This is a genomic window from Pseudomonas sp. MYb2, from assembly GCF_002979955.1.
Lineage (GTDB): Bacteria > Pseudomonadota > Gammaproteobacteria > Pseudomonadales > Pseudomonadaceae > Aquipseudomonas.
The window spans coordinates 61,621-86,931 of sequence record NZ_PCQC01000011.1; the positions used below are offsets into that span (position 1 = coordinate 61,621).

Genomic DNA, 25,311 nt, shown 5'->3' on the forward strand with positions numbered 1-25,311 from the left:
AACGTAAGGTGTAAGTAAATTGCCGGTAAAGCTGCTTTGCTAATTCCCCATCAGTGCTTATCGTTCAGCCTCCCGTAATAGAAGCCCACGCGCCCAATGGTTAATCACTCCATGCAATCGTCCCCCCGTAACTCCCGTCGCTGGCTGATCAGCCTGCTTGTCCTGTTGGTGATCGCCGTTTTGTGCTGGAAATTCTGGCCGGCCGGTTCAGCCCACAAGGAGGGCGCTGACAAGGCTGCTGCCGGGCATGCCGGACGTTCGGGGATGATGCGGCCGGGCTTCGGTGGCGGCACCGGGCCGATTCCGGTGCGGGTGGCGCCGGCGGTCACCGGCGACTTTCCGCTGTACTACAAGGCGCTGGGTACGGTGACTGCGCTCAACACCATCAATGTGCGCAGCCGTGTGGGCGGCGAGCTGGTCAAGATCAATTTCGAAGAAGGCCAGATGGTCAAGGCTGGTGACCTGCTGGCCGAGATCGACCCGCGTCCCTACCAGAACGCCTTGCTGCAGGCCGAAGGCACCTTGCTGCAAAATCAGGCACAGCTGAAAAACGCGCAGGTCGACGTCGAGCGTTATCGCGGTCTGTTCAAAGAGGACAGCATCGCCAAACAGACGCTGGACACCGCCGAAGCGCTGGTCGGTCAGTATCTGGGCACGGTCAAGACCAATCAGGCGGCGGTCAATGACGCCAAACTCAATCTGGAATTCACCAAAATCCGCGCGCCGATTGCCGGCCGTGTCGGTCTGCGCCAGATTGACGTCGGCAACCTCGTCACCGCCAACGACACCACGTTCCTCGCGGTTATTACCCAGACACAACCGATCAGCGTCGCTTTCACCTTGCCGGAAAACAGCCTCGAAACAGTGCTCGCCCGCTATCGCAGCGGCGCCAAGCTGCCGGCCGAAGCGTGGGATCGCGGCGACACCAAACTGCAGGCCACTGGTGTTTTGCAAAGCCTCGACAACCAGATCGACGTCGCCACTGGCACCCTGAAATTCAAGGCCCGCTACGAAAACCGCGATCAGGCGCTGTTCCCCAACCAGTTCGTCAACGTGCACTTGCTGGCTGACACGCTGAAAGGCGTGGTGCTGGCGCCGTCGGCGGCCATCCAGTTCGGCACCAACGGTACCTTCGTTTATGCGCTGGACGGCGACAAGAAAGTCACCATTCGCCAGTTGAAGATCGGCGCCAGCGATGGCGAAAACACCGTCATCACCGAAGGTCTGGCCGCTGGCGACCGCGTGGTGCTGGAAGGCACCGACCGCCTGAAAGAGGGCAGTGAAGTGGAAGTGGTCAACGACAGCAATCAAGTGCCGACCACCCCGACCGAACACCTGCAAGGCAAATCCGCCGCCAACGCACCGGATGCTGCGGTCACTGACAAGGCCAAGAAGGGCGCATGAACATTTCGCGGCTGTTCATCCTCCGACCGGTAGCCACCACCCTGAGCATGCTGGCCATTGTTCTGGCCGGCCTGATCGCTTATCGCTTGCTGCCGGTGTCGGCACTGCCACAGGTCGATTACCCGACCATCCGCGTCATGACCCTGTATCCCGGCGCCAGCCCGGATGTGATGACCAGTGCTGTAACTGCGCCACTCGAGCGCCAGTTCGGGCAGATGCCGGGCCTGACGCAAATGGCCTCGACCAGCTCCGGCGGCGCGTCGGTGCTGACCCTGCGTTTCAGTCTCGATATCAACATGGACGTCGCCGAACAGCAGGTGCAAGCCGCGATCAACGCCGCGACCAATCTGCTGCCGACCGATTTGCCAGCGCCGCCGGTGTACAACAAGGTCAACCCGGCAGACACCCCGGTACTGACCCTGGCGATCACCTCGAAAACCATGCTGTTGCCCAAACTCAATGATCTGGTCGATACGCGCATGGCGCAGAAAATCGCCCAGATCAGCGGTGTTGGCATGGTCAGCATTGCCGGCGGTCAACGTCAGGCCGTGCGCATCAAGGTCAACCCGGAAGCGTTGGCCGCCAACAGCCTGAACCTGTCGGACGTGCGCACCTTGATCGGCGCTTCCAACGTCAATCAGCCGAAAGGCAACTTCGACGGCCCGACCCGAGTGTCGATGCTCGACGCCAACGACCAGCTGACCTCGCCCGAGGATTACGCCAACCTGATCCTCGCCTACAAGAACGGCGCGCCGTTGCGGCTCAAGGACGTGGCGGAAATCGTCGATGGCGCCGAGAACGAGCGTCTCGCGGCGTGGGCCAACCAGAATCAGGCGGTATTGCTGAACATCCAGCGTCAGCCGGGTGCCAACGTCATCGAAGTGGTTGACCGCATCAAGGCACTGCTGCCGAGCATCACCGACAACCTGCCGGCCGGCCTCGATGTCACCGTGCTGACCGACCGCACGCAGACCATCCGCGCCTCGGTCACTGACGTGCAGCACGAATTGCTCATCGCCATCGCCCTGGTGGTGATGGTGACGTTCCTGTTCCTGCGCCGCGCCAGTGCGACGCTCATTCCGTCGGTGGCCGTGCCACTGTCGCTGATTGGCACCTTCGGCGTGATGTACCTGGCCGGGTTCTCGGTCAATAACCTGACCTTGATGGCGCTGACTATTGCCACCGGTTTTGTGGTCGACGACGCCATCGTCATGCTCGAGAACATCGCGCGCTTCATCGAAGAGGGCGACAGCCCGATGCAGGCCGCGCTCAAGGGCGCCAAGCAGATCGGCTTTACCCTGATTTCCCTGACCCTGTCGCTGATCGCAGTACTGATTCCGCTGCTGTTCATGGCGGACGTGGTCGGGCGGTTGTTCCGTGAGTTCGCCATCACCCTGGCCGTGGCAATCCTTATTTCCCTGGTGGTCTCGCTGACCCTGACGCCGATGATGTGCGCACGTTTGCTCAAACGTGAACCCGAGGAACATGAACAGGGCCGTTTCTACCGAGCCAGCGGCGCTGTCATCGACTGGATGATCGCCGAGTACGGTCGGATGCTGCGCTGGGTACTCAAGCACCAGCCACTGACCTTGCTGGTGGCCATCGGTACGCTGGCATTGACCGTGTTCCTCTATATGGTCGTGCCGAAAGGCTTCTTTCCGGTGCAGGACACCGGGGTGATTCAGGGCATTTCCGAGGCGCCGCAGTCGATTTCCTTTGCCGCCATGGGTGAGCGTCAACAGGAACTGGCGAAAATCATTCTCGAAGATCCGGCGGTGCAGAGCCTGTCGTCCTACATCGGTGTCGACGGCGACAACGCCACGCTCAACAGCGGCCGTTTGCTGATCAACCTCAAGCCCCATGGCGATCGTGATCTGACCGCCACTGAGGTGATTGCGCGCCTGCAACCACAACTGGACAAACTGGTCGGCATCCGTCTGTTCATGCAGCCGGTGCAGGACCTGACCATTGAAGACCGCGTCAGTCGCACGCAATACCAGTTCAGCATGTCCTCGCCGGACTCTGAACTGCTCAGCCAGTGGAGCGGCCGACTGGTCGAAGCGCTGGCGCAGCGTCCGGAACTGACCGACGTTGCCAGTGATTTGCAGGACAAGGGTTTGCAGGTGTATCTGGTGATCGACCGCGATGCCGCTTCCCGCCTTGGCGTTTCGGTGGCGAACATCACCGATGCGCTGTACGACGCTTTTGGCCAACGCCAGATCTCGACGATCTACACCCAGGCCAGCCAGTACCGCGTGGTGCTGCAAGCTCAGGCCGGGGAAAAGATCGGCCCGCAGGCGCTGGACCAGATTCACGTCAAGACCACCGACGGCGCACAGGTACGCCTGTCGAGTCTGGCCCATGTGGAAGAACGTCAGGCGCAACTGGCGATTACCCATATCGGCCAGTTCCCGGCAGTGATGATGTCGTTCAACCTGGCGCCCGGTGTAGCGTTGGGGCATGCGGTCGATGTCATCGAACAAGTGCAGAAAGACATCGGCATGCCGGTCGGCGTACAAACCCAGTTCCAGGGCGCGGCGGAAGCCTTCCAGGCCTCGCTGTCGAGCACCTTGCTGCTGATTCTGGCGGCGGTGGTGACCATGTACATCGTGCTGGGCGTGCTGTACGAGAGCTACATCCACCCGATCACCATTCTCTCGACCTTGCCGTCGGCGGCAGTTGGCGCCTTGCTGGCGTTGCTGCTCAGTGGCAACGATCTGGGCATGATCGCGATCATCGGCATCATTCTGCTGATCGGTATCGTCAAGAAGAACGCGATCATGATGATCGACTTCGCCCTCGATGCTGAACGCACCCAAGGCATGGCGCCGGAGCAGGCGATCTATCAGGCGGCGCTGCTGCGCTTCCGGCCGATTCTGATGACCACGCTGGCGGCGCTGTTTGGTGCGGTGCCGTTGATGCTCGCCACCGGTTCCGGGGCTGAACTGCGTCAGCCGTTGGGTCTGGTGATGGTCGGTGGTCTGCTGGTGAGCCAAGTGCTGACGCTGTTCACCACACCGGTGATCTACCTGTACTTCGACCGTCTCGGACGGCGCTTTGGCAAGACCAATGCGGATGCCGAAGAGGTCTCGGTATGACTGTCCGTACACATAACCCCTGTAGGAGTGAGCCTGCTCGCGATGAGGCCGGCACATTCAATATCAGTGGAGGCAGACACACCGCTATCGCGAGCAGGCTCACTCCTACAGGGGATGGGTGTGAAGTCGGGGTTTGTGGTCAATGAACCTCTCCGGTCCTTTCATCAAACGCCCAGTCGCGACGATGCTCCTGAGCCTGGCGATCATGCTGCTCGGCGGTGTCAGCTTCGGCCTGCTGCCAGTGGCGCCGCTGCCGCAAATGGATTTTCCGGTGATCGTTGTGCAGGCGAGCCTGCCCGGTGCCAGTCCGGAGGTCATGGCGTCCACCGTGGCCACGCCGCTGGAGCGCTCATTCGGCGCGATCGCCGGCGTCAACACCATGAGCAGCCGTTCCAGTCAGGGTTCGACCCGGGTCATTCTGCAATTTGATCTCGACCGCGACATCAACGGCGCCGCGCGGGAAGTGCAGGCCGCAATCAACGCCTCGCGCAACCTGTTGCCTAGCGGGATGCGCAGCATGCCGACCTATAAGAAGGTCAACCCGTCGCAGGCGCCGATCATGGTGCTGTCGCTGACCTCCGATGTGCTGGAAAAAGGCCAGCTCTACGATCTGGCTTCAACCATTCTTTCCCAGAGTCTGTCCCAGGTGCAGGGTGTCGGTGAAGTGCAGATCGGCGGCAGTTCGCTGCCGGCTGTGCGCATCGAACTGGAACCGCAGGCGCTGAACCAGTACGGAGTGGCGCTCGACGATGTGCGCAAGACCATCGCCGATGCCAACGTGCGCCGGCCAAAAGGTTCGGTCGAGGACGGTCAGCGCTTGTGGCAGATCCAGGCCAATGATCAGTTGGAAAAAGCCAAGGATTACGAATCGCTGATCATCCACTACGCCGACGGTGCCGCGTTGCGTCTGAAGGACGTGGCCAAGGTCAGCGACGGTGTCGAGGACCGCTACAACAGCGGCTTCTTCAACGATGACGCGGCGGTGCTGCTGGTGATCAATCGCCAGGCCGGTGCCAACATCATCGAGACGGTCAACGAGATCAAGGCGCAGTTGCCGGCCCTGCAAGCGGTGTTGCCGGCCAGCGTGAAGCTGAATCTGGCCATGGACCGCTCGCCGGTGATCAAGGCGACACTGCATGAAGCCGAGATGACCTTGCTGATCGCCGTGGCACTGGTGATTCTGGTGGTGTTCCTGTTCCTCGGTAATTTCCGCGCGTCGCTGATTCCTACCCTGGCCGTACCGGTGTCGCTGGTCGGCACCTTTGCGGTGATGTACCTCTATGGTTTTTCGTTGAACAACCTGTCGCTGATGGCGCTGATTCTGGCCACCGGTCTGGTGGTGGATGATGCCATTGTGGTGCTGGAGAACATCTCGCGGCACATCGACGAGGGCGTCAAACCGATGCAGGCCGCTTACCTCGGGGCCAAGGAAGTCGGTTTCACCTTGCTGTCGATGAACGTTTCGCTGGTGGCGGTGTTCCTGTCGATCCTGTTCATGGGCGGGATTGTCGAAAGCCTGTTCCGCGAGTTTTCCATCACCCTGGCGGCGGCCATTGTCGTCTCCTTGGTGGTTTCGCTTACGCTGACGCCGATGCTCTGTGCCCGTTGGCTGAAACCGCACACGCCGGGGCAGGAGAACCGCCTGCAACGCTGGAGCCGCCGCACCAACGACTGGATGGTCGGCAAATACGCGACCAGCCTCGACTGGGTGTTGCGCCATCGTCGTCTGACCTTGCTCAGTCTGCTGATCACCGTTGGCGTCAACGTCGCGCTGTACGTGGTGGTGCCGAAAACCTTCATGCCGCAGCAGGACACCGGCCAGTTGATCGGTTTCGTGCGCGGTGACGATGGTCTTTCGTTCAGCGTGATGCAGCCGAAAATGGAAATCTTCCGCCGTGCCGTGCTCAAGGACGAAGCAGTGGAAAGCGTCGCCGGGTTCATCGGTGGCAGCAACGGCACCAATAACGCCTTCATGCTGGTACGTCTGAAGCCGATCAAGGAACGTCAGCTCAATGCGCAAAAGGTCATCGAACGCCTGCGCAAGGAAATGCCCAAGGTCCCCGGTGCGCAATTGATGCTGATGGCGGATCAGGATCTGCAGTTTGGCGGCGGCCGCGAGCAGACCACGTCGCAGTACAGCTACATCCTGCAAAGTGGTGATCTGGGTGAGTTGCGCAAGTGGTATCCAAAAGTGGTTGCTGCGTTACGTGCGTTGCCCGAACTGACCGCGATCGATGCCCGTGAAGGCAAGGGCGCGCAGCAAGTGACGTTGATCGTCGACCGCGATCAGGCCAAACGCCTCGGTGTCGACATGGACATGGTTACCTCGGTGTTGAACAACGCCTACAGCCAGCGGCAGATTTCGACGATCTACGACAGCCTCAACCAGTATCAGGTGGTGATGGAGGTCAATCCGAAATACGCCCAGGACCCGGTGACGCTCAAGCAGGTGCAGGTGATCACCGCTGACGGTGCGCGGGTGCCGCTGTCGACCTTCGCTCATTACGAAAACAGCCTGGAGGACGACCGCGTCAGCCACGAAGGCCAGTTTGCCTCCGAGGACATTTCTTTCGACATGGCCGAAGGCGTGACGGTGGAGCAGGGCAGTGCCGCCATCGAGCGGGCGATTGCCAAGCTCGGCCTGCCGGAAAACGTGATCGCGAAAATGGCCGGCACCGCCGACGCCTTCGCCGCGACGCAGAAGAGCCAGCCATTCATGATTCTCGGCGCGCTGCTGGCGGTGTATCTGGTGTTGGGCGTGCTGTATGAAAGCTACATCCACCCGCTGACGATCCTGTCGACCCTGCCGTCGGCCGGGGTCGGCGCGTTGCTGTCGATCTATGCGCTGGGCGGCGAGTTCAGTCTGATTTCGTTGCTCGGGCTGTTCCTGCTGATTGGCGTGGTGAAGAAAAACGCCATTCTGATGATCGACCTCGCGCTGCAACTGGAACGTCATCAGGGCCTGTCGCCGCTGGAGTCGATTCGCAGTGCCTGCCTGCAGCGTCTGCGGCCGATTCTGATGACCACGCTGGCGGCGATTCTCGGTGCCCTGCCGTTGCTGCTGAGCCGGGCCGAAGGCGCGGAAATGCGCCAGCCGTTGGGCCTGACCATCATCGGCGGGCTGATTTTCAGCCAGGTGCTGACGCTCTATACCACGCCTGTGGTTTACCTCTATCTCGACAAGCTGCGCCATCGTTTCAACAAATGGCGTGGCGTGCGTACTGACGCCGCTCTGGAAACTCCGCTATGACTGACCGTTCGCTTTTCAATCTGGCCACTGTTCGCGGCTCGCGTCTGCTGAGCCTGTCACTGTGCGTGGCGATGCTCAGTGCCTGCGCCGTCGGCCCGGACTACCAGCGTCCGCAGACCGCTGAAATTGCCCAGTACAAGGAGGCCGAAGGCTGGACCCAGGCCAACCCGAGCGATTCGCTGGCCCGAGGTGCCTGGTGGGAGCTGTATGGCGATCAACAGCTCAACGGGCTGATCGAAAAACTAAACAGCTCCAACCAGACCGTCGCGCAATCGGAAGCACAGTTTCGTCAGGCCCAAGCCTTGGTGCGCAGCGCACGCGGGGCGTTCTATCCGAGTGTCGACCTCAGCGTGGGCAAGACCCGTTCCAGCCAAGGCACCGGCAGCAGCAGTTCGAGTCTGAGCAGTTCCTCCAGTGGCATCCGCGACACTTATAACGCCGAACTGGGTGTCAGTTGGGAAGCTGACGTTTGGGGCAAGCTGCGCCGTGGACTGGAAGCCGATGAGGCCAGCGCCCAGGCCAGTTTTGCCGATCTGGCCGCCATGCGCCTGAGCCAGCAATCGGAACTGGTACAAAACTACCTGCAACTGCGCGTGATCGATCAGCAAAAACGCCTGCTCGAGGCCACGGTTGCCGCTTACGAACGCTCGCTGAAAATGACTCAAAACCAATACCGCGCCGGCGTTTCCGGGCGCGATGCGGTCGCCCAGGCGCAGACGCAACTGAAAAGCACCCAGGCCGATCTCGTCGACCTGATCTGGCAGCGCGCGCAATTCGAAAATGCGATTGCCGTGCTGACCGGGCAAGCGCCGGCGGATTTCAACATTGCCGAAGTGCAGACCATTCCGAAGCTGCCGCAGGTGCCGTTGAGCCTGCCATCACAGTTGCTGGAGCGGCGCCCGGACATTGCTTCGGCGGAGCGCTCGGTGATTGCGGCCAACGCCAACATCGGCGTGGCCAAAGCGGCGTATTACCCGGATCTGAGTCTGAGCCTGAGCGGTGGCTACAGCAGCAGTACCTCGCAGAACCTGATCAGCCTGCCAAACCGCTTCTGGTCGGTAGGGCCGAAACTGGCGCTGCCGCTGTTCGACGGCGGCATTCGTTCGGCGGAAGTCGATCGCACGGAAGCGGTGTACGACCAGACCGTGGCCAAGTACCGCCAGACCGTGCTCGACGGTTTCCGCGAGGTGGAAAATTATCTGGTACAGCTCAAGGTCTATGAGGACGAAGCGGCGGTGCGCCAGGAAGCCCTCGATGCTGCCCGCGACTCCCTGCGCCTGACGGAAAACCAGTACAAGGCCGGGCTGATTGCCTACATCGATGTGGTGGTGGTGCAAGCCACGGCGTTGAGCAACGAGCGCAGCGTGCTGAACATTCTGCAAAGCCGCTTGATTGCCAGCGTGCAATTGATTGCGGCGCTGGGCGGTGGCTGGGACGGGCAGCTGGATGTCAGCGATAACACCCGCTGAAGGTTGGCTTCACTGATCGTTCCCACGCTCCGCGTGGGAACGCCTCAACGGACGCTCCGCGTTCGGCTTTGAAGGGACGCGGAGCGTCCCGGGCTGCATTCCCACGCGGAGCGTGGGAACGATCAAATCGGAGGACGTATTCGCGAGCAGGCTCGCTCACACAGTGAGTTGCGCAAGCTGCAGAAAGGCCCACTCCAGAGCCTTGTCGGACGATCGAACAAGCGTTTCATCGGCTTGATGGCCATTTGATTACTTTGTCAGTGCGTTCTTCTGTGCAATCAGTACAATCGCCGCATTTGCCCGACCGGGAATGGACGCAATCCGCGTTGGGTGGCCACGAGAAATCCCATGCTCATCGGTAGTTATTCCTCCACCCTGGTTTTCATTTCGTTGTGCGTGGCGATTCTCGCTTCGTACACCGCGCTCGACCTTACCGGCCGCATTGCCACGGCCAAGGGCCGGGCGGTGCATTTCTGGACCGCCGGCGGTGCGTTTGCCATGGGCATCGGCGTCTGGTCGATGCACTTCATTGGCATGCTGGCCTTCAAACTGCCGATCGATCTGGGCTATGACATCACCCTGACGGCGCTTTCGCTGCTCATCGCGGTGTTGTCCTGCGGGTTCGCCTTGTGGCTGGTCAGCCAGCCGAAGCTGCCGATTCTGCAACTTGCGTTCGGCGCGCTGATCATGGGCGCCGGCATCAGTGCCATGCATTACACCGGCATGGCGGCGATGCGCATGACCCCCGGGATCGACTACGACCCGACGTTGTTTGGCGCCTCATTGCTGATTGCGGTCGGCGCTTCGGCGGCGGCGCTGTGGATCGCCTTCCGCTTGCGTCAGCACTCTCCCTATGTGCGGCTGATCCGTGGTGGCGCAGCGATCATCATGGGCATCGCCATAGTTGGCATGCACTACACCGGTATGGCTGCCGCGCAATTTCCCGACGGCAGCTTCTGCGGTGCGACGATCAATGGCCTCAAAGGCAACGGCCTCGACAGCCTCGTGTTGATCACTACGCTGGCAGTGCTGTCGATTGCCTTGCTGACCTCGATTCTCGACGCGCGCCTCGAAGCGCGCACCGCCGATCTCGCGCACTCGTTGACCGTGGCCAACCGCGAACTCACGCAACTGGCCCTGCACGACACCCTGACCGGTTTGCCGAACCGCATGCTGCTGGACGATCGCATTAATCAGGCAATGAAGAAGGTCCATGAGCAGGGCGGCTGTTTTGCCTTGATGTTCATCGATCTGGACGGCTTCAAACCGGTTAACGATGCGTTTGGTCATCACATGGGCGATCAGTTGTTGCGCGAAGTCGGTGTGCGTCTGCGTGAAGATTTGCGCAGCCTCGACACTCTCGCGCGGATCGGCGGCGATGAGTTCGTCCTGCTGGTGCGTCTGACTGAGCCGAACGACGCGCTGGGGCTGGCGGCACGCCAGGTCGGCTTGATTGCGCAATCGTTCCGCGTCGCCGAGCATGACTTGCAGATCTCCGCCAGCGTCGGCATCGCCCTGTATCCGGGCAATGGCCAGAACGCCCAGGAACTGCTGATGAACGCCGACGCAGCGATGTACCACGCCAAGGGCGGCGGCAAAAACGGCTACAGCTTTTTCGACGCATCGATGAACACCAACGCGCGCAAGCAATTGCAGTTGTTGCAGGATCTGCGTGCGGCGCTGGAACACAGCCAGTTCAGCTTGCATTACCAACCCAAGTTCGACGCCGCCAATGGCCGTCCGGTCGGCGCTGAAGCGCTGTTGCGTTGGCAGCATCCCGTCCACGGCATGCTGATGCCGGACAAGTTCATCGAACTGGCCGAGAAAACCGGTCTGATCATACCCATCGGTGAATGGGTGCTCAACGAAGCCTGCCGGCAGATGCGCGAGTGGTACGTGCTCGGTTACACCGATTGGCGCATTGCGGTGAACCTGTCGGCGTTGCAGTTCTGCCACACCGGTTTGGTTCGTAGCGTGGCCAAGGCCTTGGCCACTCACCACTTGCCGGCCAACAGCCTGACCCTGGAAATCACCGAAACCACGGCCATGAGCGATGCCGATGCCAGCATGACGGTGTTGCAGGAGTTGTCGGACATGGGCGTCGACCTGTCGATTGACGACTTCGGCACCGGTTATTCCAGCCTGATGTACCTCAAGCGGTTGCCGGCCAATGAGCTGAAGATCGATCGTGGGTTTGTGCGCGATCTGGAGCATGACAGTGACGATGCGGCGATTGTCTCGGCGATCGTTGCGTTGGGCCAGGCGTTGGGGTTGCGCATTGTCGCTGAAGGCGTTGAAACCGGAGTGCAGCAGGAGTTTCTGACGCAGTTGGGGTGTGATTCGTTGCAGGGGTATCTGCTGGGGCATCCGATGCCGGCGGAGAAATTCATGCAGGATATTGCACGGGGTGAGCAGTTGGCGGTGGTCTGATCGACTGCGTTATCGTTCTTCGCGAGCAGGCTCGCTCCCACATTGGCTGTGTGAACGACACAGAACCCTGTGGGAGCGAGCTTGCTCGCGAAGGCGTCTGCCCAGACACCACAGACTCCATGCAAAACCCGCCAATGGCGGTTATTCTTCCCCCCGACTGTTACGTGTGCATTGGGGGAGAAAGGCCAGCATGGATAAAGTCATTGTGATCACCGGTGGCGGGCGCGGGATTGGCGCCGCTACGGCGTTGTTGGCTGCCGAGCAAGGCTATCGGATCTGCATCAACTATCAGTCGGATGAACAAGCCGCGCAAAGCGTGCTGGAGCAAGTCCGCGCACTGGGCGCACAAGCCATCGCGGTGCGCGCCGACGTCAGCATCGAAGACGAAGTGATCGCGCTGTTCCAGCGGGTCGACACTGAATTGGGCCGTGTTACTGCGCTGGTGAACAATGCTGGCACCGTCGGGCAAAAGTCGCGGGTCGACGAAATGTCCGAATTCCGCATTCTCAAGATCATGAAAACCAATGTCCTGGCGCCGATCCTTTGTGCCAAACACGCGATCCTGCGCATGTCGCCCAAGCACGGCGGGCAGGGTGGCAGTATCGTCAACGTGTCGTCGGTGGCGTCGCGTCTGGGCTCGCCAAATGAATACGTCGACTACGCCGCGTCCAAAGGCGCGCTCGACACTTTTACCATTGGCTTGTCCAAGGAGGTGGCGGGTGAGGGGATTCGGGTCAACGCCGTGCGCCCGGGTTACATCTATACCGATTTCCACGCTTTGAGCGGCGACCCGGATCGGGTCAGCAAGCTGGAGTCGGCGATTCCGATGGCCCGTGGCGGGCGGCCGGATGAGGTGGCGGAGGCGATTGTCTGGTTGTTGTCGGACAAGGCGTCGTATGCGACCGGGACGTTTGTTGATTTGGGGGGCGGGCGCTGATCGTTGGGATTTTTGTTGCCTGATCCGGCCCCATCGCTGGCAAGCCAGCTCCCACAGGTTTCTATGTCGTACACAACATACGCGGTGACATAGAACACTGTGGGAGCTGGCTTGCCAGCGATGGGGCCAGTGCAGTCAGCAACAATCTTTCAGAACGACCGCACAATCCGCCCCAACGTCTCCATGGCTTTTTCCGAATCCTCGGTCCAAGGGCTGCCATAGTTCAGGCGAATACAATTCCTGAAGCGCTGCGTCGGCGAGAAAATCGGCCCCGGCGCAATACTGATGCCTTGCGCCAGTGCCATCTGAAACAACTTCAATGAATCCATTTGCGGTGGCAGTTCCAGCCACAAAAAGTAGCCGCCCGCCGGTTGGCTGACCCGGGTCTGCGCCGGGAAGTAACGGGCGATGGCGGCAAGCATCGCGCTCTGCTGTTCTTCCAGTGCATAGCGAAGTTTGCGCAGGTGACGGTCATAGCCGCCGTGTTGCAGATAGTCGGCAATCGCCGCTTGCGCCGGCATCGAGGCACATAACGAAGTCATCAGTTTCAGCCGTTCGATTTTCTGCGCGTAACGCCCGGCAGCGACCCAGCCGATGCGATAGCCGGGGGCCAGGCTCTTGGCGAACGAGCCGCAGTGCATCACCAGACCTTCGGTGTCGAAGGCCTTGGCCGGTTTCGGCGCCTGTTGGCCGTAATAGAGCTCGGCGTAGACATCGTCCTCGATCAGCGGCACCTGATGGCGGCGCAGCAGTTCGACCAGTTCCTGTTTTTTTGCCTCGGGCATGGTTGCGCCCATCGGGTTCTGGAAGCTGGTCATACACCAGCAGGCCTTGATCGGATGCCGTTCCAGCGTCTGCGCAAGTACGCCAAGGTCGATGCCGTCACGCGGGTGCACGGGGATTTCCACGGCTTTGAGTTTCAGCCGTTCCAGTACTTGCAGGCTGGCGTAGAACGCCGGGGCTTCGATGGCCACTAGGTCGCCAGGCTCGGTCACCGCTTGCAGGCACAGGTTCAGCGCTTCGAGGGCGCCGTTGGTGATCAGCAGTTCTTCCATCGGCAGCATCAGGCCGCCGACCATGTAGCGCAGAGCGATTTGCCGGCGCAGTTGCGGATTGCCCGGCGACATGTCGGTGACGACCATGCGCGGGTCCATCTCGCGGGCGGCGCTGGCCAGCGAGCGCGACAGGCGTTGCAACGGGAACAGCGTGGGGCTGGGGAACGCCGAGCCGAAGGGGATCGTGCTCGGGTCCTTGATCGAATCGAGGACCGAGAACACCAGTTCGCTGACGTCGACTTCGGTGGAGTCGTTAACGTGGCTGCTGATCACCGGCTCGGAAAACGGGCTCGGCGCGTGAGTGTTGACGAAGTAGCCGGAGCGCGGCCGCGCGCGGATCAGGCCGCGGCGTTCGAGCAGGTAGTAGGCCTGGAACACCGTGGACGGGCTGACCCCGTAGGTCTGGCTGGCGTAACGCACCGAAGGCACGCGCTGGCCGGGGCCGAGGACACCGGAGCGGATCAGTTCAGCGATGTCGTCGGCGAATTTTTCGTAGCGTTTCATCGAGGAGCCTTGGTGCTGGTTGATGATGAGGTGTGTCAGGAGTACTGCCCCTCACCCTAGCCCTCTCCCAGAGGGAGAGGGGACTGATTGGGGGATGCTTGCTAAATACACCGACCTGAAAGTGCTTTGCTGAATCCACAATCGACTCGGCCTGAAAGTGTTTTGCTGAATCCACAATCGACTCGGCCTGAAAATACTTTGCTGAATCCGTAATCGACTCAGTCTGTCAGGTCGATGGATAGCGACAGACACCTCGGTCGGCTCCCTCTACCCCTGGGAGAGGGCTGGGGTGAGGGAGCGGATTCTAAGGGATCAGCGATTCATCGGCGCCACAAACCTGCTCTTCGCCACGCTGTAAACCTCAGGCTCATCGCTGTCGGCAATTTTGAAACTCAAGGTTTGCGAGCTGCTGGCCGGGCGCTCCGTGGTCATCGCCACCGACACCGGCACATCGACAATTTCCCCCGGCGCCAGGCTGAGCTCGGTCTTGCCTTGCAGCTGGAAGCCATCGCCATCCACCAGCGTCAGGTTGTAGTCCTGGCGTTGCTGGGTCTTGTTGATGACTTTGAGGCTGTAGATGTTTTCGATCTGGCCTTGACCGTTCTCACGGAACAGCCCGCGATCCTTGGTCACGTCCAGCGAGACCATTGGCCGCTCGACCAGCGCCAATGCCAACGCGCCGATCATCGCTACCAGCACCACGGTGTAGCCAATCAGACGCGGACGCAGCAGATGGGTTTTACCCCCCTGCAATTCGCGCTCGGAACTGTAGCGGATCAAGCCGCGCGGGTAGTTCATTTTGTCCATGATCGAGTCGCAAGCGTCAATGCACGCGGCGCAGCCGATGCACTCCATCTGCAAGCCGTCGCGAATGTCGATGCCGGTCGGGCAGACCTGCACGCACAACTGGCAGTCGATGCAATCACCCAAACCTGCTTCTACCGGTTTCACGTCGCGTTTGCGCGGGCCACGGTTTTCGCCACGGGCCACGTCGTAGGAAATCGTCAGGGTGTCCTTGTCGAACATCACGCTCTGGAACCGCGCATACGGGCACATGTGCATGCACACCGCCTCACGCAGCCAACCGGCGTTGATGTACGTGGCGGCGGCGAAGAACAGCACCCAGAACAGGCTGACCCCGCCGATCTGCAAAGTCAGCAGCTCTTCAGCCAGTGGCCGGATCGGGGTGAAGTAACCGACGAAGGTCAGGCCAGTCATCACGCTGATCGCCAGCCACAGCGTGTGCTTGGCCGCACGCCGGGCCAGTTTGTTCAGGCTCCACGCCGCAGCTTGCAATTTGATCCGCTGGTTGCGTTCGCCTTCGGTGATTTTCTCGCACCACATGAAGATCCATGTCCACGAACTCTGCGGACAGGTGTAACCGCACCAGACCCGACCGGCGAACACGGTGATGGCGAACAGGCCGAACGCGGCGATGATCAGCAGCGCCGACAGCAGGATGAAATCCTGCGGCCAGAACGTCGCGCCGAAGATGTGGAATTTGCTTTCAGAAAGATCCCAGAGCACTGCCTGACGTCCGCCCCAATTCAGCCACACCGTGCCGAAAAACAGCACAAACAGAAATCCCGCGCCACTCATGCGCAGGGTGCGGAACAGACCGGTGAAGCTGCGGGTGTGGATCTGGTTGTCACTGGACTTGGCCGTCGCCTTCATTGGGCGTGCGGGCACACTTTTAATGGTTGGCGTTGCTTCTACGGTTCGGACGGGGATTTGTTCGCTCATGGTTATTCGCTCATCAGCCTCCATCAGGCCAGAGCACTATGAGCGTCGATCTGTTTGCATAACAGACTCAGGTATTTCAATAAAAAGCGGATCAGATGGGTTTTCGCGCAGCGCCTGCGACAACTTGAAGCAGCCCGCAGACAAAGGCGCAAACGCCTATCGCAGACGTTTGCGCGGGGTTTTGATCAGGGTCAGTCAAATCACCGAATCACTCTCGTCGGCCTTCAAGTGCTTGCGACCGTCTTTGGCGCCTGCGACGGTCAAGGCGTCAGCTTCTTTTTCGCTGATGTAAACGCGCCGGCCTTCTATTTCCACGAACGACATGGATTTTTCGCTATCCGTCATGACTTCCAGGGTGTCGCAAATGCGAATTTCCTCGCCATGTTCAACGGTGAAAAAACACACTTTTTGTTCGGGGTTGGATTCATCGACTCGGAGAGGCATGGGAGCAGTCCTTTTTTCAGGGAGGTCTGCAAGGTTAGGGCGCACGCTGCGCCGATCGTTCTGCGCAACTGATTAATGGTCGCCGCTGTCCATCCTTTATAGACCCTTGGAAAGGACTGCCGGATGAACGCGTGGTGGCATGAAGTGTGGGAAACCCTGCAAGCGGAATTCGCCGACGTCGGCGATGCCTCGCAACTGACGCGGATTACCGTGCGCCTGCTGATGGCGGCGATTCTGGGTGGCATTCTCGGGTTCGAGCGCGAACACAAAGGCAAGGCTGCCGGGGTGCGCACACATATGCTGGTGGCGCTCGGCGCGGCGTTGTTTGTGCTGGTGCCGCAGACTTCGGGGGCAGAGTCGGATGCGATGAGCCGGGTGGTGCAAGGGGTGATTGCCGGGATCGGCTTTCTCGGTGCCGGGACCATCCTGAAAAACAAGGAAGGCGATGAAGGTCATGTCAAAGGCCTGACCACGGCTGCCGGGCTGTGGATGACCGCTGCGATCGGTGTTGCGGCTGGGTTGGGCAAGGAAGCAACGGCGTTGCTCAGCACCTTTCTGGCGCTGGCAATTTTTAGCGTGATGCCGCGGATCGTGAAGCTCTTCGAAAAAGAAGAAGAGAAGACTGATGACCACTGATCATTCCGGCGCCGGAGATCGTTCCCACGCTCTGCGTGGGAACGCCTCAATGGACGCTCCGCGTCCGCTTTGGGACGCGGAGCGTCCCGGGCTGCATTCCCACGCGGAGCGTGGGAATGATCAGTCACACTGTCAGTCAGACGATGACGGGTGGCATCGTGCTCGGCGGTTCTTCCTTAGGCGGTGGCGTGGTGCCCGGCGGTTCCTGCTCGGGAATCGGCTGCGGCTCGGTCTCGGGCAAGGTGGGTTTGTCGATGTTCGGATCGGGCGTTTCCGCCGGGATCGGGATATTCATCTGATGACCTCCGTGTGGCACATGGCGTGAGAAGTGCTTAAGTGGATTGACCACCTCATGGCGAATTCGATCCGCTTTTCTGACACGGTAATTTCATCTGAACTTTTCCCGGCGCCGGTCGCTCGGAACCTAAGTGAGTTCATTCCGGGCAGGCGCTCGATTGCGAACGCTGAACCGGCACAAGAGCGTCCTTGGGGCGTTAAGGAGAGATGCTCAATGACTGCTGAAAAACCCTCAGAATTAAACTACAACCCGCATATGCCACTGTCGCAGGCTTTGCTGTTGCCACGCATTGCCATCGAAAACACCATGCCGACCCTCGATGGCGGGCAGTTCGCGGTGAAGTCGATCGCCGGCCGTGAAGTAGTGGTTACCAGCAAGGTGTTCGCCGACGGCCACGACAAACTCGCGGTGCGCATCCGCTGGCGCGAGGAAGGCGAAGAGCAATGGCAAAGCGAAGTCATGGCCGATCAGGGCAATAATGGCTGGCAAGGCCAGTTCCGCCCTGAACAGCAGGGCCGTTACCTATATTGCATCGAAGCGTGGATCGATCACTTCGCCAGTTTTCAGTACGAACTGGAGAAAAAACACAATGCCGCCGTCCCCGTTTCGCTGGAGTTGCAGGAAGGCCGGACCATGATTCAGCAGGCCGCCGAACGCAGCGAGGGCCAGCTCAGCGAACAACTGGCGGCGTTGCACCACGAATTGTCCGGGTTGCTCGAAACCGAGCAGGTCGCGCTGTTTCTGCACTCGCGCAGTGCGCAATTGATGGCTGAGGCCGATCACCGCGCCTACTTGAGCGTCAGCGCCGAATTCCCCATGGACGTTGAGCGAGAACTGGCCGAGTTTGCCAGTTGGTATGAACTGTTTCCGCGCTCGATCACCGATGATCCCCGCCGTCATGGCACTTTCAATGATGTGCACGCGCGTCTGCCGATGATTCAAGACATGGGCTTCGACGTGTTGTACTTCACGCCGATCCACCCGATCGGCCGCGCGCACCGCAAGGGCCGCAATAATTCCTTGACCGCCGGCCCGGATGATCCAGGCAGCCCTTATGCCATCGGCAGTGAAGAGGGCGGCCACGAGGCGATTCACTCGCAACTCGGCACCCGCGAAGACTTCCGCCGACTGGTTGCCGCTGCTGCCGATCATGGTCTGGAAATCGCCCTCGATTTCGCCATCCAGTGTTCCCAGGATCACCCGTGGCTCAAGCAGCATCCGGGCTGGTTCAACTGGCGCCCGGACGGCACGATCAAATACGCAGAGAACCCGCCAAAGAAATACCAGGACATCGTCAACGTCGACTTCTACGCGCCGGACGCGATTCCGAGTCTGTGGGTCGAACTGCGCGACATCGTCATTGGCTGGGTCGAGGAGGGCGTGAAGATCTTTCGCGTCGACAATCCGCACACCAAACCGCTGCCGTTCTGGCAATGGCTGATTGCTGACGTTCGCGCGCTTTACCCCGAAGTGATCTTCCTCGCTGAAGCCTTCACTACGCCGGCGATGATGGCGCGCCTCGGTAAGGTTGGTTACACGCAGAGTTACACCTATTTCACCTGGCGTAACAGCAAGGCTGAGCTGGCGACGTATTTCACCGAACTGAACGAATCGCCTTGGCGCGAATGCTACCGGCCGAATTTCTTCGTCAATACGCCGGACATCAACCCGGCATTCCTGCACGAATCCGGGCGCCCGGGGTTTCTGATTCGTGCGGCGCTGGCAACCATGGGTTCGGGCTTGTGGGGCATGTATTCCGGTTTTGAACTGTGCGAGTCGGCGCCGGTGCCGGGCAAGGAGGAATACCTCGACTCGGAGAAATACGAGATCCGCGTTCGCGACTTCACCGCGCCGGGGAACATCATTGCCGAGATCGCCCAGCTCAACCGCATCCGCCGGCAGAACCCGGCGCTGCACACGCATCTGGGCCTGAAGGTCTACAACGCCTGGAACGACAACATTCTGTATTTCGGCAAGCGCAGCTTTGACGGCAGCAATTTCATTCTGGTCGCGGTCAGCCTCGATCCGCATAACGTGCAGGAGGCGAACTTCGAACTGCCATTGTGGGAAATGGGCCTGCCCGATGACGCGACGACCCACGGCGAAGACTTGATGAACGGCCATCGCTGGGACTGGCACGGCAAATACCAGTTCATGCGCCTGGACCCGGCTTACCAGCCATTCGGCATTTGGCGAATCACTGCCTGAACACAGAACCATTGTAGGAGTGAGCCTGCTCGCGATAGCAATCTTGCAGGCGACAACTCTACTGAATATGAAACCGCTATCGCGAGCAGGCTCACTCCTACAGGTTGCTCAGCGTTTTCGAGCCAGATGATCGGCTCACGGTTTATCCAGAATTCAACAGGAGTTTCACATGGCGAAGAAACCCAAGGCAGCCACCTTTATCAAAGACCCGCTCTGGTACAAGGACGCGGTGATCTATCAAGTCCACGTCAAATCGTTTTTCGACTCCAACAATGACGGGATCGGCGACTTTCCCGGCCTGATCGCCAAACTCGACTACATCGCCGACCTCGGCGTCAACACCATCTGGCTCCTGCCGTTCTACCCCTCGCCACGTCGCGACGACGGTTACGACATCGCCGAATACCGAGGCGTACACAGCGATTACGGGACCATGGCCGATGCCAAGCGCTTTATCGCCGAGGCGCACAAGCGCGGTTTGCGAGTGATCACTGAACTGGTCATCAACCACACCTCCGACCAGCACCCGTGGTTCCAGCGTGCGCGCAAGGCCAAACCCGGCTCGGCGGCGCGGGACTTTTACGTGTGGTCGGATGACGATCAGAAATACGACGGCACGCGGATCATTTTTCTCGACACGGAGAAATCCAACTGGACCTGGGACCCGGTCGCGGGCCAGTACTTCTGGCATCGTTTCTATTCGCACCAACCCGATCTGAATTTCGACAACCCGCAAGTGATGAAAGCCGTGCTCTCGGTGATGCGTTACTGGCTGGACATGGGCATCGACGGCCTGCGTCTCGACGCCATCCCTTACCTGATCGAGCGCGACGGCACCAATAACGAAAATCTCCCCGAGACCCATGACGTCCTCAAGCAGATCCGTGCGGAAATCGACGCCAACTATCCCGACCGCATGCTGCTCGCTGAGGCCAACCAGTGGCCGGAAGACACTCAGCTGTACTTCGGTGACACCGATGCCGAAGGTCTAAACGGCGACGAATGCCACATGGCGTTTCACTTCCCGTTGATGCCGCGCATGTACATGGCGTTGGCCCAGGAAGATCGCTTCCCGATCACCGACATTTTGCGCCAGACTCCGGAAATCCCCGCCAACTGCCAATGGGCGATTTTCCTGCGTAACCACGATGAGCTGACGCTGGAGATGGTCACCGACAAAGAACGTGACTATCTATGGAATTACTACGCCGCTGACCGCCGTGCGCGGATCAACCTCGGTATTCGCCGTCGCTTGGCGCCGTTGATGGAGCGCGATCGCCGCCGCATCGAATTGCTCAACAGTCTGCTGCTGTCGATGCCCGGCACGCCGACGTTGTATTACGGTGATGAAATCGGCATGGGTGACAACATCTACCTCGGCGACCGCGACGGTGTGCGTACGCCGATGCAATGGTCGATCGACCGCAACGGCGGTTTCTCCCGCGCCGATCCGGCGAGCCTGGTACTGCCACCGATCATGGATCCGCAGTACGGCTATCTGTCGGTCAACGTCGAAACCCAGTCCGGCGATCCGCATTCATTGCTCAACTGGACCCGACGCTTGCTCGCTGTGCGCAAACAGTCGAAAGCCTTCGGCCGTGGCACCTTGAAGATGCTCTCACCGAACAACCGTCGCGTGCTGGCCTACACCCGCGAATTCACCGATGTCGATGGCAAACACGAAATCATCTTGTGCGTGGCCAACGTCTCGCGCAGTGCGCAAGCGGTGGAACTGGACCTGTCGGCCTACGTCGGCATGGTGCCGGTGGAGATGCTCGGCGGTAATGCCTTCCCGCCGATCGGTCAGTTGAATTTCCTCCTGACCCTGGCGCCGTACGGTTTCTACTGGTTTGCACTGGCCGCGGAAAACCAGATGCCGAGCTGGCACGTCGAACCGGCGCAGAGCCTGCCGGACTTCACCACGCTGGTGTTGAAGAAACGCATGGAGGAATTGCTCGAAGCGCCGTCGCGCACGACGCTGGAGCAGAGCATCCTGCCGAGCTGGCTGCAGAACCGGCGCTGGTTCGCTGGCAAAGATGCTGGCATCGACAAGGTGCATCTGGCCTATGGCGTGCGTTTCGGCGACGCGCAGCATCCGGTGCTGCTCAGCGAAATCGAAGTCACCAGCGCTGGGCAGACCAGTCGTTATCAATTGCCGTTTGGCTTCATTGCCGAAGATCAGGTCGGCCCGGCGTTGCCGCAGCAATTGGCGTTGTCGCGTGTACGAAGAGTGCGACAAGTCGGTTTGATCACCGATGCGTTCAGCCTTGAAGCGTTCATTCGCGCGGTGCTGCACGGCATGCAGAACAACACGGTGCTGGAATCAACCGAGGGCGAAATCCGTTTTGCGCCGACCGCGCAACTGGAAAAACTCGGCCTCGGCGGCGAGGCGGAAGTGCGTTATCTGTCCGCTGAGCAATCGAACAGTTCGGTGGTGATCGGCAACAGTCTGGTGCTCAAGCTGATACGTAAAGTCGCTTCTGGCGTACACCCGGAACTGGAGATGAGCGCTTACCTGACCGAGGCCGGATTTGCCAATATTTCACCGCTGCTCGGCTCGGTTATCCGCCGCGATGGCAAGGGCGAAGACAACTTGCTGATGATTGCCCAAGGCTATCTGAGCAATCAGGGCGACGCCTGGGAATGGACGCAGAACAACCTCGAACGGGCGCTGCGCGATGAACTGGCCGATGCCATGTCCGAACAGGAGCAGCATTACAACGCGTTGGGTGAACTGAGGGACTTTGCCGGCATGCTCGGCCAGCGCTTGGGTGAGATGCACAAGGTGCTCGCCGCGCCAACCGACAATGCCGACTTCGCCCCGCAAGTGTCGACCACCAAGGACATGCAGGCCACGGGCAAGGATGTCGTGGCCCAGGTCGAACATGCCTTGAAGCTGCTTAAGCAACATCAGGGCGAGCTCAATGCAGCGGATCAGAAGCTGGTCAAACGCCTGATCGACGAGAAGAAAACCATTCTTGCGCATGTGCAGGATCTGGCGAAAAAAGCCACGGGTGGCTTGCGTATCCGCGTCCACGGCGACCTGCATCTGGGCCAGGTGCTGGTGATCAAGGGCGATGCCTATCTGATCGACTTCGAGGGCGAACCGGCGCGGCCATTGAGCGAGCGGCGTGGCAAACACAGCCCGTACAAGGATGTCAGCGGCGTGTTGCGCTCCTTCGATTACGCGGCAGCGATGACCATCAACGTGCACAACGTTGACCACAGCGCTGAGTCTGAAACTGCGCGGCGTCTGGTGGCCGAGCGCTATCTGCGTGAGGCCCGTGAGGCATTTGTTCAGGCATATCGCCGCGCGGCAGCTAGTCTTGAGCATGCCTGGCAAGATCCTGAAGGTGCCGACGCTGCGCTTGCGTTGTTCGGCCTGGAGAAGGCGGCCTATGAAGTGGCCTATGAAGCCGAAAATCGCCCCACGTGGCTGCCCGTGCCGTTGCACGGTTTGTACGGGTTATTGACGGGGCTTAAACCCTTTTCCGATCTTGGTGGAGAGTAGTCATGAGTTTCTCAAACAAGGAACAGGGTCAGGTCAAAGAAGCGCTGCTGCCCTCGGCGAAAGATATCGACGCCTTGGTCCGCGCTGAACATCACGACCCTTTTTCCATTCTCGGCCCGCACGGCGATGGCGCTGGTGGGCAATTCATTCGCGCGTATCTGCCCGGTGCATTGAGCGTCGTGGTAGTGGACAAGGACAGCGGCGAAGAACGCGGTCCGTTGGAGCAGACCGAAACGCCGGGGCTGTTCGTTGGTCATTTTGATCAGGCGCGGCCTTACCAGCTGCGCACGCGCTGGGCCGGCGGCGAGCAAGTCGCCGAGGACCCGTATAGCTTTGGCCAGTTGCTCGGTGAAATGGATTTGTATCTGTTCGCCGAGGGCAATCACCGTGACCTCAGCGCCTGCCTTGGCGCGCAGCTAAGAACCGTGGATGGTGTCGACGGCGTGCGCTTTGCGGTGTGGGCGCCGAATGCCCGGCGCGTGTCAGTGGTGGGGGATTTCAACGTCTGGGACGGGCGTCGCCATCCCATGCGCCTGCGTCATCCGTCCGGGGTCTGGGAGCTGTTCATTCCGCGCCTGCAAGCGGGCGAGCTGTACAAATACGAGATTCTCGGTGCCCACGGCATTCTGCCGCTCAAGGCCGACCCGATGGCGCTGGCCACCAGCCTGCCGCCGGATACGGCGTCAAAAGTCGCGGAACCCCTGCAGATCGACTGGCAGGATCAGGACTGGATGAGCAGCCGCCGCGATCGTCACAAGCATTCGGCGCCGCTGTCGATCTATGAGCTGCACGCCGGTTCGTGGCAATGCGAGCTGGATGATCTCGGTGAGGTGGCGCGTCAGTACACCTGGCCGGAACTTGCCGAGCGGCTGATTCCTTACGTCAAGGAACTCGGTTTCACCCACATCGAATTGATGCCGATCATGGAACACCCGTTCGGTGGTTCTTGGGGTTATCAGTTGCTCTCGCAGTTCGCGCCGAGCGCGCGGTATGGTTCGCCAGCGCAGTTCGCCGAATTCGTCGACGCCTGCCACCGGGCCGAGATCGGCGTGATTCTCGACTGGGTGCCAGCGCATTTCCCCACCGATACTCACGGTCTGGCGCAATTCGACGGCACCGCGCTTTACGAGTACGGCAATCCGCTGGAAGGTTTCCATCAGGATTGGGACACGCTGATCTACAACCTGGGGCGCACCGAGGTGCACGGCTACATGCTCGCCTCCGGGCTGCACTGGCTGAAGCATTTCCATGTCGATGGTTTGCGCGTCGATGCGGTGGCGTCGATGCTCTATCGCGACTATTCGCGCAAGGCTGGCGAGTGGGTACCGAACCGTCATGGCGGGCGCGAGAATCTCGAAGCCATCGATTTCCTCCGGCATTTGAACGATGTGGTTGAGCTGGAAGCGCCGGGTGCGCTGGTGATCGCCGAAGAATCCACGGCGTGGCCCGGTGTCAGTCAAAGTACGCAGCAGGGCGGCTTGGGTTTTGCCTACAAATGGAACATGGGCTGGATGCACGATTCACTGCATTACATTCAGCAGGATCCGGTGTACCGCGCCCACCATCACAACGAGTTGAGTTTTGGCCTGGTCTACGCTTGGTCCGAGCGTTTCATCCTGCCGATCTCCCACGATGAAGTGGTACATGGCAAGCATTCGCTGATCGACAAGATGCCCGGCGACCGCTGGCAGAAATTCGCCAACTTGCGCGCGTATCTGAGTTTCATGTGGACCCATCCCGGCAAGAAGCTGTTGTTCATGGGCTGCGAATTTGGCCAGTGGCGCGAGTGGAATCACGATCAGCAGCTCGATTGGTATCTGCTGCAGTACTCCGAGCACAAAGGCGTGCAGAAACTGGTTGGCGATCTTAATCGGCTGTATCGCGAGGAGCCGGCGTTGCACGATCAGGACGACGCGCCGCAGGGGTTTCAGTGGTTGATTGGTGACGATGCGATCAACAGCGTTTATGCCTGGCTGCGCTGGAGCAAGGAGGGCGCACCGGTGCTGGTGGTGGCCAACTTCACCCCGGTGCCGCGTCAGGCGTATCGCGTCGGTGTGCCATTTGCCGGGCGCTGGACTGAGTTGCTCAATAGCGATGCCGACACCTACGCCGGTTCCAATTACGGCAATGGCGGCGGGGCATTTACCGAGGAAGTGGCGAGCCATGGCCAGTCGTTGTCGCTGGAACTGAACCTGCCGCCGCTGGCGGTGTTGATCCTCAAACCGGAGGGTTGATCCAGTAGCGAGTTGCTGCCATCGCGAGCAGGCTCACTCCTACACTTGGAATGCGTTCCCCTTGTAGGAGTGAGCCTGCTCGCGATGGCG

General features: G+C 60.2%; 14 protein-coding genes. 10 read left to right on the top strand and 4 right to left on the bottom strand.

All coding sequences use genetic code 11. The features are described 5' to 3' along the window. The first annotated feature begins 96 nt into the window (after positions 1 to 96). From CQ009_RS18795 to CQ009_RS18825, 6 genes are all read left to right on the top strand, one after another. Positions 97 to 1,404, top strand: a complete 1,308-nt coding sequence (locus tag CQ009_RS18795; RefSeq protein WP_064391069.1) for an MdtA/MuxA family multidrug efflux RND transporter periplasmic adaptor subunit — start codon at positions 97 to 99, stop codon at positions 1,402 to 1,404. After that, the gene (locus CQ009_RS18800) at positions 1,401 to 4,502 is read left to right on the top strand and encodes an MdtB/MuxB family multidrug efflux RND transporter permease subunit (protein WP_064391070.1); all 3,102 of its coding nucleotides are present in this window, start codon (positions 1,401 to 1,403) and stop codon (positions 4,500 to 4,502) included. The genes CQ009_RS18795 and CQ009_RS18800 overlap by 4 nt, the downstream gene beginning before the upstream one ends. A 142-nt stretch (positions 4,503 to 4,644) precedes the next feature. Beyond that, positions 4,645 to 7,752, top strand: coding sequence for an efflux RND transporter permease subunit (locus CQ009_RS18810; RefSeq protein WP_105708119.1), 3,108 nt, complete (start codon positions 4,645 to 4,647; stop codon positions 7,750 to 7,752). Continuing rightward, on the top strand, positions 7,749 to 9,221 hold the full coding sequence (locus CQ009_RS18815) for an efflux transporter outer membrane subunit (protein WP_064391072.1): 1,473 nt from the start codon (positions 7,749 to 7,751) through the stop codon (positions 9,219 to 9,221). Before CQ009_RS18810 ends, CQ009_RS18815 begins: the two co-directional genes overlap by 4 nt. A 348-nt stretch (positions 9,222 to 9,569) precedes the next feature. Continuing rightward, on the top strand, positions 9,570 to 11,651 hold the full coding sequence (locus CQ009_RS18820) for a bifunctional diguanylate cyclase/phosphodiesterase (RefSeq protein WP_105708122.1): 2,082 nt from the start codon (positions 9,570 to 9,572) through the stop codon (positions 11,649 to 11,651). Positions 11,652 to 11,841: 190 nt separating this feature from the next. Beyond that, positions 11,842 to 12,588, top strand: a complete 747-nt coding sequence (locus tag CQ009_RS18825; RefSeq protein ID WP_095118727.1) for an SDR family oxidoreductase — start codon at positions 11,842 to 11,844, stop codon at positions 12,586 to 12,588. A gap of 149 nt (positions 12,589 to 12,737) precedes the next feature. Here CQ009_RS18825 and mapR read toward each other — a convergent pair whose 3' ends face one another. The 3 genes from mapR to CQ009_RS18840 all read right to left on the bottom strand — a co-directional run bounded on the left by mapR (position 12,738) and on the right by CQ009_RS18840 (position 16,334). Beyond that, positions 12,738 to 14,147 (bottom strand): GntR family transcriptional regulator MpaR, encoded by a 1,410-nt coding sequence (gene mapR, locus CQ009_RS18830; RefSeq protein ID WP_034155962.1) that lies wholly within the window; start codon positions 14,145 to 14,147, stop codon positions 12,738 to 12,740. Between the two features lie 312 nt (positions 14,148 to 14,459). Continuing rightward, positions 14,460 to 15,890, bottom strand: a complete 1,431-nt coding sequence (gene ccoG / locus CQ009_RS18835) for a cytochrome c oxidase accessory protein CcoG (protein ID WP_105708124.1) — start codon at positions 15,888 to 15,890, stop codon at positions 14,460 to 14,462. A 195-nt stretch (positions 15,891 to 16,085) separates the two neighbouring features. Next, entirely contained in the window at positions 16,086 to 16,334 is a 249-nt protein-coding gene (locus CQ009_RS18840) for a DUF3203 family protein (protein WP_064391076.1), read from the bottom strand. 123 nt (positions 16,335 to 16,457) lie between these two features. Here CQ009_RS18840 and CQ009_RS18845 point away from each other — a divergent pair, with 123 nt between their 5' ends. Beyond that, positions 16,458 to 16,970, top strand: coding sequence for an MgtC/SapB family protein (locus tag CQ009_RS18845; protein WP_105708126.1), 513 nt, complete (start codon positions 16,458 to 16,460; stop codon positions 16,968 to 16,970). 136 nt (positions 16,971 to 17,106) lie between these two features. Here the strand turns inward: CQ009_RS18845 and CQ009_RS30095 are convergent, their stop codons facing one another. Beyond that, positions 17,107 to 17,265 carry a hypothetical protein gene (locus CQ009_RS30095; RefSeq protein ID WP_016985118.1) on the bottom strand — a complete coding sequence of 53 codons (159 nt, stop codon included), beginning with the start codon at positions 17,263 to 17,265 and terminating at the stop codon, positions 17,107 to 17,109. Between the two features lie 216 nt (positions 17,266 to 17,481). Between CQ009_RS30095 and CQ009_RS18850 the strand changes: the two genes are divergently transcribed. The 3 genes from CQ009_RS18850 to glgB all read left to right on the top strand — a co-directional run bounded on the left by CQ009_RS18850 (position 17,482) and on the right by glgB (position 25,221). Beyond that, positions 17,482 to 19,476, top strand: a complete 1,995-nt coding sequence (locus tag CQ009_RS18850; RefSeq protein WP_105708128.1) for an alpha-1,4-glucan--maltose-1-phosphate maltosyltransferase — start codon at positions 17,482 to 17,484, stop codon at positions 19,474 to 19,476. Between the two features lie 169 nt (positions 19,477 to 19,645). Continuing rightward, a complete protein-coding gene (gene treS / locus CQ009_RS18855; RefSeq protein ID WP_105708130.1) occupies positions 19,646 to 22,987 on the top strand; it encodes a maltose alpha-D-glucosyltransferase in 3,342 nt (1,113 codons plus the stop codon). A gap of 2 nt (positions 22,988 to 22,989) precedes the next feature. Continuing rightward, positions 22,990 to 25,221: a 1,4-alpha-glucan branching protein GlgB gene (gene glgB, locus CQ009_RS18860; RefSeq protein WP_105708132.1), complete on the top strand. Its 2,232-nt coding sequence runs from the start codon at positions 22,990 to 22,992 to the stop codon at positions 25,219 to 25,221. The last annotated feature ends 90 nt before the right edge of the window (positions 25,222 to 25,311 follow it).

What these genes read in the sequence shown, in the direction of transcription:
- glgB (WP_105708132.1), top strand. Translation starts at nt 22,990, where the DNA reads ATGAGTTTCTCAAACAAGGAACAGGGTCAGGTCAAAGAAGCGCTGCTG.
- CQ009_RS30095 (WP_016985118.1), bottom strand. Translation starts at nt 17,265, where the DNA reads ATGAATATCCCGATCCCGGCGGAAACGCCCGATCCGAACATCGACAAA.
- treS (WP_105708130.1), top strand. Translation starts at nt 19,646, where the DNA reads ATGGCGAAGAAACCCAAGGCAGCCACCTTTATCAAAGACCCGCTCTGG.
- CQ009_RS18810 (WP_105708119.1), top strand. Translation starts at nt 4,645, where the DNA reads ATGAACCTCTCCGGTCCTTTCATCAAACGCCCAGTCGCGACGATGCTC.
- ccoG (WP_105708124.1), bottom strand. Translation starts at nt 15,890, where the DNA reads ATGAGCGAACAAATCCCCGTCCGAACCGTAGAAGCAACGCCAACCATT.
- CQ009_RS18845 (WP_105708126.1), top strand. Translation starts at nt 16,458, where the DNA reads ATGAACGCGTGGTGGCATGAAGTGTGGGAAACCCTGCAAGCGGAATTC.
- CQ009_RS18815 (WP_064391072.1), top strand. Translation starts at nt 7,749, where the DNA reads ATGACTGACCGTTCGCTTTTCAATCTGGCCACTGTTCGCGGCTCGCGT.
- CQ009_RS18840 (WP_064391076.1), bottom strand. Translation starts at nt 16,334, where the DNA reads ATGCCTCTCCGAGTCGATGAATCCAACCCCGAACAAAAAGTGTGTTTT.
- CQ009_RS18850 (WP_105708128.1), top strand. Translation starts at nt 17,482, where the DNA reads ATGACTGCTGAAAAACCCTCAGAATTAAACTACAACCCGCATATGCCA.
- CQ009_RS18800 (WP_064391070.1), top strand. Translation starts at nt 1,401, where the DNA reads ATGAACATTTCGCGGCTGTTCATCCTCCGACCGGTAGCCACCACCCTG.
- CQ009_RS18820 (WP_105708122.1), top strand. Translation starts at nt 9,570, where the DNA reads ATGCTCATCGGTAGTTATTCCTCCACCCTGGTTTTCATTTCGTTGTGC.
- CQ009_RS18795 (WP_064391069.1), top strand. Translation starts at nt 97, where the DNA reads ATGGTTAATCACTCCATGCAATCGTCCCCCCGTAACTCCCGTCGCTGG.
- mapR (WP_034155962.1), bottom strand. Translation starts at nt 14,147, where the DNA reads ATGAAACGCTACGAAAAATTCGCCGACGACATCGCTGAACTGATCCGC.
- CQ009_RS18825 (WP_095118727.1), top strand. Translation starts at nt 11,842, where the DNA reads ATGGATAAAGTCATTGTGATCACCGGTGGCGGGCGCGGGATTGGCGCC.